19 protein-coding genes are annotated in these 15,854 nt (G+C 33.7%); 3 read left to right on the top strand and 16 right to left on the bottom strand.

Going from position 1 to position 15,854, the window contains the following annotated elements:
* Positions 1-14: 14 nt before the first annotated feature.
* From M902_RS00980 to M902_RS00945, 8 genes are all read right to left on the bottom strand, one after another.
* Positions 15-212, bottom strand: a complete 198-nt coding sequence (locus M902_RS00980) for a hypothetical protein (RefSeq protein WP_021266023.1) — start codon at positions 210-212, stop codon at positions 15-17.
* Positions 213-235: 23 nt separating this feature from the next.
* Positions 236-532 carry a hypothetical protein gene (locus tag M902_RS00975; RefSeq protein ID WP_021265772.1) on the bottom strand — a complete coding sequence of 99 codons (297 nt, stop codon included), beginning with the start codon at positions 530-532 and terminating at the stop codon, positions 236-238.
* On the bottom strand, positions 526-1,752 hold the full coding sequence (locus tag M902_RS00970; RefSeq protein WP_021265915.1) for a hypothetical protein: 1,227 nt from the start codon (positions 1,750-1,752) through the stop codon (positions 526-528). The genes M902_RS00975 and M902_RS00970 overlap by 7 nt, the downstream gene beginning before the upstream one ends.
* Before the next feature lie 148 nt (positions 1,753-1,900).
* Positions 1,901-3,091 carry a hypothetical protein gene (locus M902_RS00965; RefSeq protein WP_021266256.1) on the bottom strand — a complete coding sequence of 397 codons (1,191 nt, stop codon included), beginning with the start codon at positions 3,089-3,091 and terminating at the stop codon, positions 1,901-1,903.
* Between the two features lie 215 nt (positions 3,092-3,306).
* Positions 3,307-3,909 carry a hypothetical protein gene (locus M902_RS00960; protein WP_156979679.1) on the bottom strand — a complete coding sequence of 201 codons (603 nt, stop codon included), beginning with the start codon at positions 3,907-3,909 and terminating at the stop codon, positions 3,307-3,309.
* Positions 3,910-3,946: 37 nt separating this feature from the next.
* Positions 3,947-4,657 carry a hypothetical protein gene (locus M902_RS00955; RefSeq protein WP_021266231.1) on the bottom strand — a complete coding sequence of 237 codons (711 nt, stop codon included), beginning with the start codon at positions 4,655-4,657 and terminating at the stop codon, positions 3,947-3,949.
* A gap of 36 nt (positions 4,658-4,693) precedes the next feature.
* Positions 4,694-4,984: a helix-turn-helix transcriptional regulator gene (locus M902_RS00950; RefSeq protein ID WP_021266331.1), complete on the bottom strand. Its 291-nt coding sequence runs from the start codon at positions 4,982-4,984 to the stop codon at positions 4,694-4,696.
* Between the two features lie 52 nt (positions 4,985-5,036).
* A complete protein-coding gene (locus tag M902_RS00945) occupies positions 5,037-5,657 on the bottom strand; it encodes a recombinase family protein (protein WP_021265976.1) in 621 nt (206 codons plus the stop codon).
* 101 nt (positions 5,658-5,758) lie between these two features.
* Here M902_RS00945 and M902_RS00940 point away from each other — a divergent pair, with 101 nt between their 5' ends.
* On the top strand, positions 5,759-5,962 hold the full coding sequence (locus M902_RS00940) for a CopG family transcriptional regulator (protein ID WP_021265847.1): 204 nt from the start codon (positions 5,759-5,761) through the stop codon (positions 5,960-5,962).
* 329 nt (positions 5,963-6,291) lie between these two features.
* Here M902_RS00940 and M902_RS00935 read toward each other — a convergent pair whose 3' ends face one another.
* The 5 genes from M902_RS00935 to M902_RS00915 all read right to left on the bottom strand — a co-directional run bounded on the left by M902_RS00935 (position 6,292) and on the right by M902_RS00915 (position 10,843).
* Positions 6,292-6,795, bottom strand: coding sequence for a hypothetical protein (locus M902_RS00935; RefSeq protein ID WP_021266093.1), 504 nt, complete (start codon positions 6,793-6,795; stop codon positions 6,292-6,294).
* Between the two features lie 267 nt (positions 6,796-7,062).
* Positions 7,063-7,776 carry a hypothetical protein gene (locus M902_RS00930; protein ID WP_040313696.1) on the bottom strand — a complete coding sequence of 238 codons (714 nt, stop codon included), beginning with the start codon at positions 7,774-7,776 and terminating at the stop codon, positions 7,063-7,065.
* Complete coding sequence (locus M902_RS00925) at positions 7,757-8,125, bottom strand: hypothetical protein (protein WP_040313694.1); 369 nt, start codon at positions 8,123-8,125, stop codon at positions 7,757-7,759. Before M902_RS00925 ends, M902_RS00930 begins: the two co-directional genes overlap by 20 nt.
* On the bottom strand, positions 8,091-9,161 hold the full coding sequence (locus M902_RS00920; protein WP_021266067.1) for a hypothetical protein: 1,071 nt from the start codon (positions 9,159-9,161) through the stop codon (positions 8,091-8,093). The genes M902_RS00925 and M902_RS00920 overlap by 35 nt, the downstream gene beginning before the upstream one ends.
* Positions 9,162-9,226: 65 nt before the next feature.
* Positions 9,227-10,843, bottom strand: coding sequence for a hypothetical protein (locus M902_RS00915; protein ID WP_021266122.1), 1,617 nt, complete (start codon positions 10,841-10,843; stop codon positions 9,227-9,229).
* 176 nt (positions 10,844-11,019) lie between these two features.
* Here M902_RS00915 and M902_RS00910 point away from each other — a divergent pair, with 176 nt between their 5' ends.
* Positions 11,020-11,553, top strand: a complete 534-nt coding sequence (locus tag M902_RS00910) for a hypothetical protein (protein ID WP_021265859.1) — start codon at positions 11,020-11,022, stop codon at positions 11,551-11,553.
* Between the two features lie 158 nt (positions 11,554-11,711).
* Here M902_RS00910 and M902_RS00905 read toward each other — a convergent pair whose 3' ends face one another.
* From M902_RS00905 to M902_RS00890, 3 genes are all read right to left on the bottom strand, one after another.
* On the bottom strand, positions 11,712-11,996 hold the full coding sequence (locus M902_RS00905) for a recombinase family protein (RefSeq protein ID WP_084710406.1): 285 nt from the start codon (positions 11,994-11,996) through the stop codon (positions 11,712-11,714).
* A 466-nt stretch (positions 11,997-12,462) separates the two neighbouring features.
* The gene (locus tag M902_RS00895; RefSeq protein ID WP_021266445.1) at positions 12,463-14,043 is read right to left on the bottom strand and encodes a hypothetical protein; all 1,581 of its coding nucleotides are present in this window, start codon (positions 14,041-14,043) and stop codon (positions 12,463-12,465) included.
* The gene (locus M902_RS00890; RefSeq protein WP_021266456.1) at positions 14,036-14,782 is read right to left on the bottom strand and encodes a TIGR02147 family protein; all 747 of its coding nucleotides are present in this window, start codon (positions 14,780-14,782) and stop codon (positions 14,036-14,038) included. The genes M902_RS00895 and M902_RS00890 overlap by 8 nt, the downstream gene beginning before the upstream one ends.
* 543 nt (positions 14,783-15,325) lie before the next feature.
* Here M902_RS00890 and M902_RS00885 point away from each other — a divergent pair.
* Entirely contained in the window at positions 15,326-15,742 is a 417-nt protein-coding gene (locus M902_RS00885; protein WP_040313690.1) for a hypothetical protein, read from the top strand.
* Positions 15,743-15,854 lie beyond the last annotated feature (112 nt).

The following is a 15,854-nucleotide window of genomic DNA, read 5'->3' as shown; positions in this document are numbered from 1 at the left end:
AACACATTTATAGATTAAATTTTTGTCCTTACACTTTTGATAATTGAATGAACAACTCCTTCCCGAAGATTAATATTAATCTCCCCCCAAGACTCAGTTTCAAAATACTCTTGCACTAAACTTGCAAGCTCCTTCAGGGCCTCATCGTTTCTTTTTTCATCTCCATAGATACTTTCATTCTTCTTAGCTGTAGCTCCCTTTGAATTATTCATAGTTCCTCCTTTCTTTAGACTTTTCAGGGATTAAAATAAATATCTTGCATATAATTAAACGCATAATTAAGGCCTTCGCCCACAATCAGATGACAATGCTCCCAATAAGCAGGGTCTCTATCCATAACATAGCTATAATATAAATCGAGAAATCTCTTTGGTACCTCATCCCAATCTAAACCACCACTATTCAGCTCCTTATTGATTAACGAAGCAACACTAAAAAAACCCTCACCATCTAAGCAGACAATACTTTCATTAATATTTTCATCAATACAATCTAATAAACTATCTATAAAAAAATCATCATCACTTACCATCTTCCCTCCTTTAGTAAGATTTCATAATCATTTGAAATTCTGTATCTACTTTTCTTCAACTTAAATACTATATTTGCTCTTACGAGCTTTCTAAGTGCATTATATAAATTTTTATTTTCAGTTGACGTTACTCTTAAATAGCCATTACCAACTTTAAACATTGATAGAATCATCTTTGAGTATTTAGGTGATATAGAAATGAATTTTTCGAGTGCCTTCTCGTAACAGAGATGTGAAACGCACTCATTACCAAGCTGAGATAACACTTTGGAAACTATATCTGTAGCGACTCTTTCTAATTTGGAAAATACATCGGATAACAATTCGTCATCATATCGATAATCACGAGAGTTTGTTCCAAAAAAATCTCTGGTAAACTGAACTTCAATCTTTATTAAATCTTGCGTTAGACGATACGCCTTTAAGAACATTCCTCTTCTGTCTTCATCAAGGAACTCATACTTAATAGCATCTTGAATTTCACCTTCATTATCAATTTTTGCTATAAACTCACCAAATAGGTCGTATATTGTCTCTCCTAGTAGCCTATAGTCCCTTATATAATCCTCTGTCCTGAAGACCCAAAAATACTCTAAATGTGTCCAACGATGTATATATCGATAACTTCTCTTAAGACGGTGTAAAAATCTCTCGAACCCTTTCTTGTAAAAGAACTCTGCCATTCGTACTTCGTGATATATCTTTTTCTTAATCTCTTTCAAGACATGATGCTGTAAAGAATATAGTCTTTCATCATTGAAGGCATTTCTAGTCCCATAAAGAGTAGATTTACCAGTATCGTTAAAAAGATACTTACTAAACTCAACACCATTAGCAACACTCTGCACTCTTGCATAATCACCAAGCGTAGATGCTAATAATAAAGTAGCAAAGCCCGTTTTTGATTTACTAATTATTCTCTTAGGTAGTTTGCGTCTTATTGGATAACCGAAACTCTCTGCGACACTCACCATATAAGGAGAATCATAAAGCCCAACTAGCTTTTTATTCCTTGAACCGAAACCTGAATAGAACTCTATTTTATCAGAAACTGGCCTTGGTAGACTTTTCTCTTGTGCAAGCGATTGCATCTCTAACAAACCTACTGGATACTTTGCACTGTGCATCTTCTTCTTGATATTAAAGGAACCTTTCACCCAAGTTGTAGATTTTTTGCACCCTAAGTATTTTTTCTGAATTGATATACTTTCACTCTTCACTAACCTTCTCCCACTAACGCAACTAAATTTGAGATACGCTTATGTTCATTTGATGATTGTGAATATAGTCCATTATATCGACGTAAGATAATCGATTATGCTTAAGGGAAAATCTCTTATTATGAATGAGGCTTATGAATTAGGAGATTTACAATTTGAAATCAAATAAATGAATATTTTTAATTATATAGAGGCCAGCACTTAACTTCTTCTTATTAGCTTCTATATTAGAATCACCTGCATAATTCGACATATAGGAATCTGCTGTTAACTTACCTATTTCAGTTTGTTTTTTCAAGAAGCCTTCGCACAAAGACAATATCTCATCGTAATGTCTTGGCGTTCTTACTACTAAGCTTTCTTTATTATGCTTGTCATATATCAATGTACGTATCTGTTCAAGCTTATTAATAAGATTAAATATTGCTTCATCACTTTGATACAAGTTAACTGTTACATTCAAGAATTGTGGAATATTTTCATCATAGCTTTCTGAAGTCATTTTCCTTATTTCAACCTCACTTAGGCTACCCACAGTAAAATGAGGTTCTAATAACGAGTTAAAAGTTCCATTATGAAATACTCCCTCATTTTTACTTTTCTTATGTACAGCCAAAGCAGAGAATAACTGCAAACCTATTAAATCTCCTTTAAATTGGAAATCACTAGGAAGATTTTTTTCATTAGGATTTAATAAGTGTGTAACTCCCCATTTTATGGCAAGTTCTTCTGGCTCTGTACTTAAAGGGTTGAAGGACATATCCTCTTTATCTAAGTAACGAGAATGAGCGATTTTTTCGACATCATCTCGATATTTTTCATTAAGCCTTAAAAACTTCCAACGATATTCTCGGTTCCAATCTCTTCTAATCCAAAATACATGAGTTGATTGGGTTGATTGTTTTTTTTCAATTAGATACTTCATACGAAGAAAAAATGCTGAATCAGATATGACCATATCATCATTAGCAGTTCTATTAGATTCTCTTATTGAATTCCAGTTCATTCCATTATCAATAATAACAATGTTTCTTTCTCGTTTTTTTAAAGCCTTTTCAATAGAAGCCAAATTGATACACTCTTCATTAAACAAATTGACATCTATACTGCTATCATATCTATTTAGCGATTCCTCAAAAATATCTTCACTTAAAATTACTTCAACTTTTTCCTTCCAATTATTATTGAAATCTTTATTAAGTAAAAATAAGCTAATCGAAACTTTATCCTTAAAGTTACCTTTTATTTCTGATAGTTCATGTTTTAGCTGAGACCAATCGCAATTTAAAATCCAACCATCTTCAAAGTCATTTTGATTCCAATTGAGTATTTTAATCATCAAATCTCCGACGAATTATGTGTACCATATACCTTCGTATATAAAACAAGGCCTAGTGTTGAATATATGGCCCATTATTCACCTTATCGGAAGCTCTCTAAATACCTTAAATTTCGAAACAAGGTTATAACAGTAGTGGGTCTATATTTTAAAGAAAGTTAGAACCTAACTCTCCAAACATGATTGAGAGCTAGGTATAGAATTAGTGGTAAGCTTTACTTTTGTGGCTTACTTACAAGATTATACCAGAATGGTAACTTTGTGCATTCAGACTCAGGTAATTTGCTTTTATACTTCTCTTTATATTTCTTCACTCTAAATCTAAAATTATTAGAATCATTCTCAATTAACTTTTTCTTCATTTTAATTCTATATGGGTCTTTCTCCTTAGAGAGAGACTTCTGCGTAGAAATTGATGATGCTAATATAAAGCATGAATCCTTGATAAATTGTTTTTTAGATTTGGTTTCGATTTCAGAAGTCATTTGCCATTCTCTTTCTTCTTCTTTGAAATCAACATCAACTTCAATATTCCCTAAACGAAAAAAGTTTCGACACTCTTTTAGCTCGTCATATTTTTTAGCTCTATAGCTATCATAGCAGTCTACAATCCTGTTTGTTTCATAGTATATATCTTCTTTGTAATCCTCTAGTTTTTCTCCCCCATTCCAGATTTTAGCGGGAACAACACACGACTTTTCAGATATTGCTTTAAACCTTTTCTTAATTTTGTCAAAATCTTTAGTCTTAAGAATATCAAGCATATCATAACAAGAAGTATCATTCGCATGAGTATTTGTGCTTATACAAAACATCATTGACATTACTATAGCTAAATTAATTACCTCCAATTTATTACGCAACACTTTCAATCTCCTTCTCTATTTGACTTGGATTATTCTTACGCCACTTATCTAATGCGACTAAGTTGGTCGCTTCACATTCAGAACAAGCTTTCCAACTTTTCATATAGAAAAATACATAGAAGAACGCAGGAATTCCCCCTGCAAAGATGAGAGCGAATGCAATGAGAAATGAGCCTCTACTGTAATTTTTCTCAATTTCACCTTCTGCATTACAGTTTGTACAATGATGCTTTCCCTCTGTATCATTATATTTTACGTTCTTAGACTTCTCAGCGAATGTCTTACCTCCGAGTTCAACAATGTCATTATCATTAAACTCCCTAAATACAGTTATAGCGTCTTGAATGATAGCAACCTCTTCACTTGTGAAGCAGTTGCTTGGCATCTTCTTGCTGTTAACCAATATGAAGTACCCCAACATTCCTTTCTCTATATCTATTCTCTCAATTTCATCATATCTTAATGAAAAGTTCTCGATGTCATTATTGAAGTGCAACTTCTCAGAGGTAAATAAGACTCCCACTTTCCCATTGCCGAATATTGTTTGGTCAAAAAAGAGTAAAACCTTCTCTTTCCCTGATAAGCTGAAGTGATTTTCTATATAGATAGTCTTTTTATGACTTTTAGTAAGACATTCCTTTATAAAAATATTCTTGTCTCTTCTCTCTATTTCACCAATCTTAGTCTTAGCTAAACTCATTAGTCCCCCTTATCAATTTTTATGCAAGCGACTGCACTATTGTTTTTTGCGGAGTATTACTTCAAAGATACCAACGTTTATTTCTTCCCTATATTGCTCAATGAGATTCTCCGTTGGACTACCTAAATCATCGAAGCACAAAGCATCTAATGTTAGTCCTAAGGTATTTGCAACTTGTTTAACTTGTCTCATATCACGGGGAGGCTTTCCTTCGGCCCAGTTCTGAATAGTTGTAGAAGCAACCCCACAACGTTTAGATAGAGTAGGTATACTCCAATCCTTCTCTGAGAGAATCCGTCTTAAATTATCTTTTAATTGTAAGTCCATGATTGATTAATCGGTCCTAAAATTTATTTAATAACGGGCCATAAGGTTTGTTTTAAACCTCACAGGGTTTCTGAGTTCTATGTTTTTTCAATATTCGAGAAACACTGCTCGGACTACAGCCGTGTAGCTTAGCTATTGAGCGTACAGATAAATCGGTCATTTTAGCTGTCTCTATTATCTTCTCATCCGATATAAGCTTTTTACGACCTAACTTAATGCCTTTCTCTTTACAGGCCTGTAAACCTATTCTGGTCCTCTCTCCTGCGATTTCAGACTCAAGTGTTGCCACTGCACCTAAAATCGACATGACAAGCCTTCCGTGCATATTGTTAATATTAAAAGACTCTGTAAGACTCTCAAACTCACATCCACATTGCTGAAACTTCTCTACAATATTTAACAAGTCCTTAAGAGAACGACTAACTCTGGATAAAGATACAGTTATTACCTTATACACTTTCTCTTCTTCTACATCCGTAATTAGCTTTTCAAGAGATGGCCTACGGTTAACACCCAGTCGACCAGAAAAGTTCTCATCAATATAGACCTTGTAGTTCTCGATATTGTTTTGTTTGCAATACCTCTCAAGGTACATTTGTTGGGAGATACTCCCTTTCTTTTGATGAGCAGTGCTAGTTCTTACATAAAGTGCCAAATATTTACTTTCTTTCATTCTTCTATTTTAACACCACGTGCAATACAAACGTATCACAATTGCAACACAATGAAATTTCTACTAGAATTTAGTGAAACTCGCATAAAGTAGGATTTAAAATGGCAAAAAAGAAAGGCAGTGAAGCTAATTTGAAAGCAGTTGAATATACTCTCCCAACGAAAGGAGAAAAGTTAGACGCTACCCTGAGTATAAGGCTTCCAGAAGAGCTTAAAGCTGAACTACAAAAGTTTTGTAAAAAGAAGAAACTGAAAGTTAACACGCTAATAAATCATATTATTGAAGAGTTTCTCGACGGCCAATAACAGAATTAAGGTTCACTACCGTCTTGTTATAAGCTTCAAAACTGTGGCAATGCGATTTCAAAAAATGTGTAAACAGTTAATATATCATTCAAAAGGTGGCAATATCCAAACTATTCCGTTCATTCTGCTAATTTTCAGGTGTCATTTCTAGCTTGAACATTGTTCTTTCTATATAAACTAGTACCGTTAAGGCAAAGTCTAAAAAATGAGGATTGGCTATCAAGCCTCAGTGATAATCAGCATCCCAAAGATTTTAGTTATCCAAAAGATAATAAGTACACAGTAATTCTCATTTAATTAGTTTCTGCCTTAACGGATATATCAGATGCTTAACTGGCTGAGTTTGTAATAATAGGCTTCATGTCCTTATCAAATACGACACCATTTACTAACCAAAATTTAAATTGGCCCTCTTTATCATAAAGAACTTCACCAATATTCAAATTCTCAATTTTAACGGCTTCATCATCTTTAGAATTAAGCCTCTTAAGTATCGTACCGAAAAGAGCGTCCTCTTCAAGAATTACTCTTGATTTAAAACGAGACCAAGCTCTTTCAAACTTTAATATATAATCCTTCAACATATCTTCAGATACTGTTTTTTCACTAGTGGCGATAAACGCAACAATATCTTCAATTTCATCTTTAGATTTATATAGTAGATTTCGGAGGACTTGCTTATCAAAAAGTTCAGCATATATCTGAGTAATAACTTCCTCAATCTCATTGTCTAAATACGAATCCTCTTTGCCAATATCCCAAAAAACTAACCATTCTTGAAATATTTTATAAGTCTTCTTCTCATTTAAAATACCATTGTAATCAATACTCATATCTCAGCTCCATTAAAAGTTAATACGAGCATATTTTACAAAAGAACAAAAAACTTTATTCAAAGAATTTCTTTCAACAATAAAACTAACAACTTAGCTTCTTTAAATGAGTGCATTTGTGCAAGCGTTTGCATTAAGAGTAAAAATAAAATGAATTAAATCTCAATATTATGATTCATATAAAGTTCTACCCACCTCAAGAAGTTAGTATCACCGATATTCATACTAATACCAAGAGGAGTATTTTGGTTACCTTCGGAAGCTTTTTTACTTAAGTGACTTAGGTTCTGATTTTTCTTGTAATCTCTTTAAAAGGTTTTGAAGTTCTCCATAATCAACATCAAAATCTTCATGCGACAACCAACGCCGAAGCTTTTTATAAAGGATTACATTGAACATTCGAGGGTCTTGCTCTAGTAAATCATAATCTTCATTTTTAAAAAGAATAAAGCAAGTATCATCATTATCTTTAAATTTTCCTGTAATCTTACACGCGAATGTAGAAGAGTCTCCCGTAATGCCAACTCTTGAAAAAAGTAGAGCTATCGAGAAATCCTGAAACCTAGCAATAGAACCGACTTTGTATATAATATTTACATCTATCTTATTCGTTTTATAATTCTTAGATTCTCCAAGAACTCTTCGGTTTTTAACTTTATCTTTTGGAAGGATTTCATAAAAAATCGGGTTCACCTCACACTCATGGTCTATTTCATGAGTCTTTCCCTTTTCATTATGAGTTGGATTTATAAAGAAACCAGAACCCTCTATTAAAATTTGTGCAAAAGACTCTAGCAAGTCACCTTGGGCTTTTTTCGTTTCTGTACGCCCTTCAAACAATAAGTGCTTTGCTTCTACACACCTTTCTTTTAGTTCATCTTCAATATCAAATTTTGAAGCCCTGAATAGAAAGAGGTCAGGGTCTTGAGCAAAAAGCTCTTTTGCATTTTCAATAGTTAGATTAAGGCCTCTTTTCGACATGATGCTTATATGCAGATAGTAGTATTAATTTATCATTAATTGACTCATCATAATAACCATCTGACTCGTTGAAGATTGTTGGGAATTTATCAAAATCAAAACCGATAACAGCATTTTCAGGCATAGTTCTTTCCTCATCCTTTGGAACAATCCAATGGCTAAGGTAGTTTTGATTGTATAAATATAATAGAAACTTACTAACTTCCTTTAGTTCAAAACCTAAATCATCTGAAAGCTTTTCAGGATATATAAATCCCCTACTTTTAGATATTAGCTCTAAAAGCTCTATAAGTTCGCTCTCCTTAAGAGATGAATCATTGTAATGTAGATAAGTATTTATTAAGTTCATTATTTATATGTTCTAAGTATTTACCACCATTTTGATTATCTACTTTTATAACCCCACTTTCATTTTGCGGAAAGTCGAATCTAAATGCAATATCTTTATCGTCAACTTTTTCAATTTTCCTTAGGTGTCCTACACCTTTTTCAAAGGCTTTGTAAGCAGATTCAAAAAAATACTTTGAATATTTCAGTGTTTTTAACTTTTCTTCAATTTCGCCTCTAGAATCTGGACCAATTAAGTCCCCTATCGATGATAAAATCATTTGGTTGAGAGAGTTTCTTACATGCTTATCAATTTCAAAGTAAATATCTGATGGCTTAAGATGGTTTTTTGTTGGCTTAAATTTTAACTCTACGGGTAGATTTTCGTCAAAGTCATCAAGAATATCACTAACATAATACCCCAGCTGTTCAAACTCTCTCGAATCAAACTTATGCTTATAATAAAAATCCCTTACATCAATTAACTTTAACCTCATTCCTGCTAAATTAGACCTAATCCAATTTTTTACGAACTCCACCTCTTCTCTGAAGTAATTAATCTGATTTCTTACTCTTCTGCGATTTTTTAACTCAAGTCTTGCACATAGCTTTCCACCAACAGGGTTAATGTAAAACTTTAATCTAAAAATTGAAAATTCTTTACTTGGAATCCACACTGTTTCATTTTCTTCACCAACCCCTCTTCTCTCATACAAAGAAAAGCCAGCAAAATTTATTGAAAATGTAGAACCAGATAAATCGGCTGTATCTAAAAAATAAGAGTAAGAATCAATCTCATTATTCGATAGAAAATCCTGCTTAAGCTCCAATTCTTTTATGGTATTTATTAACGTCGTAAGGTCTCTACTTTCTTCATCTATAATTTGAAATACTTTAATTGCATCCAGTTTCTGCTCTTGCAAATAAGTCTGTATAATTGCAACTTGCTCTGATTTTATATTCTCACTTGTAATTTCTTTTTCTAAAATTTCAGCTTTATGCCTTGGGTTAAAGATTTGAGCTACTTCATTTTTAAACGTTGGTACTTCAGTAATCATAAGCATTCCTATTTCTGGCTGTGTGCCCAGTTTAAATATCATTTATTGCGCCAAGAGTCTAGGCTTCACTTGGCCATATACTCACAGAGCGTTTTGAGTTCTTTAGACTCTGTGTTACTGCAAAGCTTCTTTGTATTCCTCAAAGCATACTCTTTAGTATCAGGGTTTCCTCTATCCATTAGAAAAGCATTATAACAATTATAAAAGTCTTGATTATCACAGCCTCTTCTAAAGTATCCCATTGCACTTTGTTTATTTTCTTTACTACTAGAAAGATAGCCCATAAATCTACAGCTATCCCAATTATTGGAACGACACTCTGAATCCCAAACTAGGCTTTGGGACTTCCAGAAGTCGTTTCCTTTTAAGTTAATTAACATTTTCACATCGAAATATCTTAGTCTTGATAAATCCCCTAAAGACCTAAGATAATTAATAGGAGTCTCATACCTAAGGAACTTAACATCACTTACCCATGGAATATCAAAATAGCCCTTGTATGAAATATAGCTCACTTCATCATCTTCTTTTAAACGTGGATACTTATCGTTACAGAAAGACCCCTCTTTAAACTCCTCACCAGTTTCCCAATGGGACAAACGAAAGCAAGTCTTTGCTCTTCCTTTTCGATTTGTAAATTCGCCTGTGAGTGTAGATATTCGTTCAACTCCAGTAGAAGAATCTAGCTTAATATTTAGATTTCCTAAAACAAATACCAGTGTCATGAACATAAACATTCCTGTAAATGTATATCCAACATACATTCCAGTTTTTCCAATAATCTCTTGTACTTTAGGAAGACACAAATGAAGAGTGTAAACACAGCAAATAGTTAGTAGTAATGAGTAATATACAAAAGGTAAAAGAGTCATGATTCCATCTGTAGATGTAGTCCTCAAGACAAACATAGCACCAACAAATGAAATACCACCTAAGCCATATATAACAGATGCCCAGATATTTCTTTTCTTTCTATTCTCAGGGTCAGCTAATTTTTTCACGACCTGTTTCTGTTCTTCAAGATGCTTTTGCTGAACTTTACTACCTAAATAAATAATCAAGAATAGTACAATTATTAAACCGCAAAACCTTAAGTAGTCTCCTGCTTCTTCAAGGTTTCCAGAAATATACTGACTTATGAAAATCATTAGTGGCATAAATAAGATAGCCACACCGGTCCACACTTTCGCCATTATTTTGGGCTTATCGTTAGTCAATTTATCATCGACATAGGTCCGTGATTTTAATGTACTTAAAAGCCACTCTTGAAGCTCAAAAAATTCGACTTCATCCATGTGAGTTTGTTGAATAGTGACAACTTTTTTCTCACCTCTAGTTTTGAAATGTATAAGAGGGATACCATTTATATTCGACTCTACATCATCCTCAAGGTCTTCTAATTTAATCAATTTACTTTTATGACTCCATAAGCCTATGGGTAATAAAATTGAATCATCATAGACAATAATCTTTCTTTTAAATCTATTATTTAAATAGAGAACTATACAAAAACCAAAGGATAAAAGAGTCAATAATCCCTTTATCCAATCAGGCTGAGTAATCGTAATATAGCCAAGCAGTAGCGTTGCTCCTCCAAATATAACTAGTGCAATTATGAGATTTCCAGTTGTTAAACCAAACTCATATTCCTTTACTATCGTTTTATCTTCTGAGTAAGTCATTCTTGCATACCTAAATTACCGACCTTTTAAATTTTTTATTAAGATGGTTAAATGTTAACACAAAATTTATTTGGAGAAATCGATGAAACAAATTCCACTTTTCCTCGCCTTGGCATGGAGATTGAGGAGACTCTCATTACTCTGTATATTTAAAAAATTCATGGATATGTCCATACATGGATAAGAAGGTCATCACATTTAATAGAAACACTATTTATTTTGGAACTTTCGTATTCATTTTAAATCTTATTGCAATTGGCATAGTGTTTATAGAGGACAATGGGTTCCAATATTTTGAAGTAGGTATTCTTTTCATCTCGTTTTTCATTTTTATATTTATTGTTAAGCGGGCATTAAGAGAAAAACTAATTATGACTAACGAGAAAATTATTTATACCGTTGGCCAAAATATACAAGAGATTAAAATAAGTGATATTACCAAAATCGTAGCTGAGCAAGAAAGGTTTCGAGTCCTCGAAATATATCTTAATCATAGAGAGACTCCCTTTATATTTAAAGTAAATGCTCTCGAGGAACTATTTTTTGAAGTACCTCGCTGGGTAAATCAAGTAACTCAAGGACAAATAGAAATTGACGAAAGGCTTATTAATGAAGATTCATTTATGTATCTATCTAGGTTTAGATACAATTTATTTTCTACCTTTTGGCTAATATTTGGATTATCAATTATCTATAATAGCTTGAAATGATAATATAATTTAGAAGTGTACTGTACTTTAAATTTACGTTTATGCAATCGCTTGCACAAGCTAAACAACGCGTTTTTGATGTCCTCACTTTTAAGCCTTACAGGTAACTCCTATCGTATTATCAAATACATTAAAAGCAAACATGGGCACTCTACGGATTAGCCAACCTTTAACCTCGTCAAGATTTGATGAATGGTCTTCCCATGCCATCCACCTTTACCTGTCTTCGTAGGAACCTTCATCGTATTCAGAATCTCAGCAATTTTTCGGTAGCTATATCCCTTATCTCTTAGCTCAATCATTTTCCTTATGGCCTCTGATTCTCTCTTATGTTCAATGACATTTCGCTTCTCAACCTTTTCACCATATCCAAGACCTCTTTTTCTTTTTTGATTTGACCCCACTGGTCGTAACTCTATGTCACATTCCTTTAGACGCTTCATAATGGTGGTTCGAGAGGACGCCACAGACCTCGAAATTTCGGCACAACTAAGGCCTTCTACGACATATTTTTGGTAGAGGAAATCCCTAGATAAGACTTCAGGTTCATGAAAAAAGTCAATGATATTAGATATTTCAGAAGGTGGACGATATTCTTGATTAACGGGATGTTGATGACCCCATTAAAAAAGCCTTCCTTTGCGAAGGCTTTTTTTATTCCTGAAATACAAAACTATGAAAACGATGGGGCGAGAAGCGAACGAGCGCGCGATAGCGAAGAGCTGGCCCGGACGGCCAGCGGAAGCGAGTGAGTCGGCGACGATTGCTTGAGCGTGATGCGAAAGCATGAGGAGGAGCCCCTCGCACTTTCATCGATCTCATCTTAAGCAAAGTCGTGGGTGGCCCTCACGACGAGGGTCCCCCGCGAGGCCACGATGGCCGCAAAGCGGGGTCACCAACTCTGCATACCTAGTAACAACCTTCAATAAAACTCTCATTCTCATTAAGACAAAATCTATAATATGGTTTCCAATTGATTGTTCGGCCATCCACCATCTTGAAGTTAAATGAACCAAAGTTTTCATGGATAGCTGACGCTATTTTACCGTTATCATGAAACTTAATTTCACCATCCAAAACAATTTCCTTCCCTTGTAGAACAGTTTCCATGCTATCAATGCGTCCACTTATTAAATTACCTAGATCGTTGAACTCTATTTGCCCAGTAAATTCAAACGATCTGTCTGCTAAGCCTACATTTACAGCAGACTCAGTTATCACTAACTTTGCAATCTTATCCTCGTGAAAAATAACTTCGCTTAAGGTTTCAAATGAAACGCCATTAAACTCAAGATCCCTAGCTTCTCCAAAATCTATTTTTTTATAACTAAGGTTTGTCTCTGAGCTAAATGAGTTAACGGGGTTCCACTTGTTTTGAAAAAACAAGAGCCCACCGGCTCCATCAGAAGAAGATGAGCAAGAAAAATCAACGACCTTGCCCATTAAGATTTCTAGCTTTATTTCTCTTTTTCCAGAACATATTAGATTCGTTGACGATAAATTTAAATTTACTTCACCATCTGTATTAATATTTTTTAAGTTACCATTTTTATTAAATACTATTCTCCAAATGTCTCCATTCAGTATTACCAAATCAAGATCATTTATTTTAAACTTCAATGGGTTATTTACAGAAAAGTATCCCACTTCCTTTACCTGCGAATTCTTATAGAATGAGATCGTCTGAGCAGGAAAGTTTATCTCATTACTCCCTATCTTTATTTTTTGATTCTCTTTGTAAGATTCTGCATATCCACTTTTCAACTTTAAATCATTATAAAATGTTAAACTATTTTCTCTTCTAGTACCGTTCTTCCAAGAAAAGAGCGAGAAAGTTACTCCATGCGCATCGAAATGACGAAAGTCAATTGACTTAATTAGTTCAACATAATCTCTCAGCGATTGGGATGAGAAACTATTCGTACTCAAACGAGCGTTAAAATACCTTGCAGAAATAGAATTCGTGTGGCCAGAAATGTTTACAGCTTCTCGAAGAATTAATTCATGCAAAATAGCTGAAGCCTTAGAAGTATTATCCATCAAGTCCCATAATTTTTTATCTATGGTATATCTTTTTTGACCTGGAAACCTTGGAGTCCTTTGAACAATAACTTGCTCCAAAGAACATGAGGCAGGTATTCGACCATCAATAGTGTCAGGAACATCAATTAAATTATCTAAAGTGAATTCGGTTTCAGAGTAAAATGAGTTGAACCAATTTCGGTACATTTTTTTTCGGCTCGGGTTTATATCTTCAAGTCGATTTAATGCTAGATCAATCTTTTTTTCAACACTTAATGTATCAGCTCCAAGATCAATATTTAATCCATAAACAGCTTTAGCCTCATATAGGTCATAAAATTGCACAAAGGTCTTTCCATCTGTCTTAGTGCACAGTACACCATCTCCACCATTTCCTGTCTCATGCCCTGCATACGCCGCACTTGATGTGATAATAGAAAAAAATAATAATAAAATCTTTTTATTCATTTTCGATCTCCTTACGCTTCCTACTTAAAGGGAATAATTGAACTGACAATTTATAAACTTCTTTTTTACTTCCTGTTTCGAGTTTCTTAGACAATCGTTTTCGAAAAGACTTAATCATCTTTTTTGCCTCTTCGATATTGGAGGGATCGATGGCCATTGTAACGGTTGAAAAATCCCTCTCTTCAATTGGATCATTAATAACAGAATTCATAGCGAGTTCTAGAGTTTGAACTGTATGATTCTTTAATGAAACATTTAAGATATCTGTAGGTGTTTTATATTGGATGCCTGATGCTTCATAGCTTCCATCTTTGTTTTTCACTAACATCTCAAGTTTTATAAGCCTATCTAGAGCGAGCTTTGCTTCTCTTCGTGAAATATTCAATCTCTCTGATATCCATTCAGGCTGTGCTTTAAAATTTGGAATTTCGGCCAAAGATAGAATCGCAAAGTAGTACCAATCTGAGATGACCTTAAAATAATCCAATGACAAATTAAATTCTTCTTTAGCTTTCGAACCTGACAATATTTTCTCCGACTCGATAGGACTCACTCCAAGCCCTGACAGAATTCTTTGTCCCATATTCTTTGTAATAGCTCTTTTTCCATTTAATATCTCAGATAAGGCTGAAACTTGAATGCCTAACCTACTTGAATAAGCCCTCAGCGAATAAGATGGATTTTTTGCCTTTGCATTTGCAAATTCATTTGAAAGTTTTTCTATTATCTCGTTTTGCATAAGAAGATTTTTGCAGATAAAAAATAGAACAACAACAGATTTTAGAACAAAGTGTTCTGTTTAACTTTTAGAACACAGAAATATTGTTCAATCATTTTCCATTGCACATTATTCCTTGCCACAGCCGGATGTGACGCTACGCTCGGGAAAGCTTTGACCGTACAGTACTCTCCCTTTTTTTGACGCCCTCTTTTCCAGATGGTCGTGCAGCCACACTGTTCCAAGGCGAGAATAAAGGCAAAAATGGGCTTGGAAAACAGCAAGTTAGGTCTGAAAATTTTGTGGTACACCTAGTGTTTGGAGTATGTTTGTCTAAAGAGGTTTTTTTTATATGTGAAAAATGATTGGTTTTTTTAGCTACGGCAAAGTCGTGGGTGGCCCTCACGATGAGGGTCCCCCGCGAGGCCACGGTGGCCGCAAAGCGAGGTCACCAACTCTGTAAAATAAGCTACTCAGTTCAACTAAAATAATATTAACAACTTAAATTTTTTCCCAAACAACATATCCCAAATTTCCTCTATAGAGCTATGTTAAAATAAACAAATGAAAGACGGAGAATTTAAAATTGGTCCTAATTCAAAAGAAGAATTAAAAAAGGACATGAATGACTTAATCATGCAGACATTCTTTATATGGGCACCGATTTTATTAATCATAATTATTGTTTTTTTGAAGTTTAAGATATTTGCTTCAACTGATTCATATCAACAATGGTGGGAATCAAACAAGGAAGACAAATCAAGAAGCTTGGGAATAATTGAAACAGACAAATGTAATGCTTCATATTCAATTAATAAACTTAAAGCATGTACTAAAGAAATTGAAAAAATACGATTAAGATATCAAATTATTTGCATTAATAAGAAATCGATAAATGATCGACACCATTTAAGTAATAAAGTTCTTACTTGGAACTACGAAAATCAGAGAGGAAAAGTTAGGACTGATCTATTCTTATGATTCTATAAAAATTTTCTTTTTATGTACCAACCCTTCTTATAAGCAATTATATAAATTTAACACTTCTATCTCCAAAGTGATTTCAGAGGTTTATATTCCTAACCTATATTTA

Source organism: Bacteriovorax sp. BAL6_X, assembly GCF_000443995.1.
In the GTDB taxonomy this organism is placed as follows: domain Bacteria; phylum Bdellovibrionota; class Bacteriovoracia; order Bacteriovoracales; family Bacteriovoracaceae; genus Halobacteriovorax_A.
This window is presented reverse-complemented; position numbering and strand designations above follow the sequence as displayed.

Excerpts from the sequence above, each read along its gene's own strand:
- M902_RS00980 (WP_021266023.1), bottom strand. The coding sequence starts at position 212 with ATGAATAATTCAAAGGGAGCTACAGCTAAGAAGAATGAAAGTATCTAT.
- M902_RS00975 (WP_021265772.1), bottom strand. The coding sequence starts at position 532 with ATGGTAAGTGATGATGATTTTTTTATAGATAGTTTATTAGATTGTATT.
- M902_RS00965 (WP_021266256.1), bottom strand. The coding sequence starts at position 3,091 with ATGATTAAAATACTCAATTGGAATCAAAATGACTTTGAAGATGGTTGG.
- M902_RS00960 (WP_156979679.1), bottom strand. The coding sequence starts at position 3,909 with ATGATGTTTTGTATAAGCACAAATACTCATGCGAATGATACTTCTTGT.
- M902_RS00955 (WP_021266231.1), bottom strand. The coding sequence starts at position 4,657 with ATGAGTTTAGCTAAGACTAAGATTGGTGAAATAGAGAGAAGAGACAAG.
- M902_RS00950 (WP_021266331.1), bottom strand. The coding sequence starts at position 4,984 with ATGGACTTACAATTAAAAGATAATTTAAGACGGATTCTCTCAGAGAAG.
- M902_RS00945 (WP_021265976.1), bottom strand. The coding sequence starts at position 5,657 with ATGAAAGAAAGTAAATATTTGGCACTTTATGTAAGAACTAGCACTGCT.
- M902_RS00940 (WP_021265847.1), top strand. The coding sequence starts at position 5,759 with ATGGCAAAAAAGAAAGGCAGTGAAGCTAATTTGAAAGCAGTTGAATAT.
- M902_RS00935 (WP_021266093.1), bottom strand. The coding sequence starts at position 6,795 with ATGAGTATTGATTACAATGGTATTTTAAATGAGAAGAAGACTTATAAA.
- M902_RS00930 (WP_040313696.1), bottom strand. The coding sequence starts at position 7,776 with ATGTCGAAAAGAGGCCTTAATCTAACTATTGAAAATGCAAAAGAGCTT.
- M902_RS00925 (WP_040313694.1), bottom strand. The coding sequence starts at position 8,125 with ATGAACTTAATAAATACTTATCTACATTACAATGATTCATCTCTTAAG.
- M902_RS00920 (WP_021266067.1), bottom strand. The coding sequence starts at position 9,161 with ATGATTACTGAAGTACCAACGTTTAAAAATGAAGTAGCTCAAATCTTT.
- M902_RS00915 (WP_021266122.1), bottom strand. The coding sequence starts at position 10,843 with ATGACTTACTCAGAAGATAAAACGATAGTAAAGGAATATGAGTTTGGT.
- M902_RS00910 (WP_021265859.1), top strand. The coding sequence starts at position 11,020 with ATGGATAAGAAGGTCATCACATTTAATAGAAACACTATTTATTTTGGA.
- M902_RS00905 (WP_084710406.1), bottom strand. The coding sequence starts at position 11,996 with ATGAAGCGTCTAAAGGAATGTGACATAGAGTTACGACCAGTGGGGTCA.
- M902_RS00895 (WP_021266445.1), bottom strand. The coding sequence starts at position 14,043 with ATGAATAAAAAGATTTTATTATTATTTTTTTCTATTATCACATCAAGT.
- M902_RS00890 (WP_021266456.1), bottom strand. The coding sequence starts at position 14,782 with ATGCAAAACGAGATAATAGAAAAACTTTCAAATGAATTTGCAAATGCA.
- M902_RS00885 (WP_040313690.1), top strand. The coding sequence starts at position 15,326 with ATGAAAGACGGAGAATTTAAAATTGGTCCTAATTCAAAAGAAGAATTA.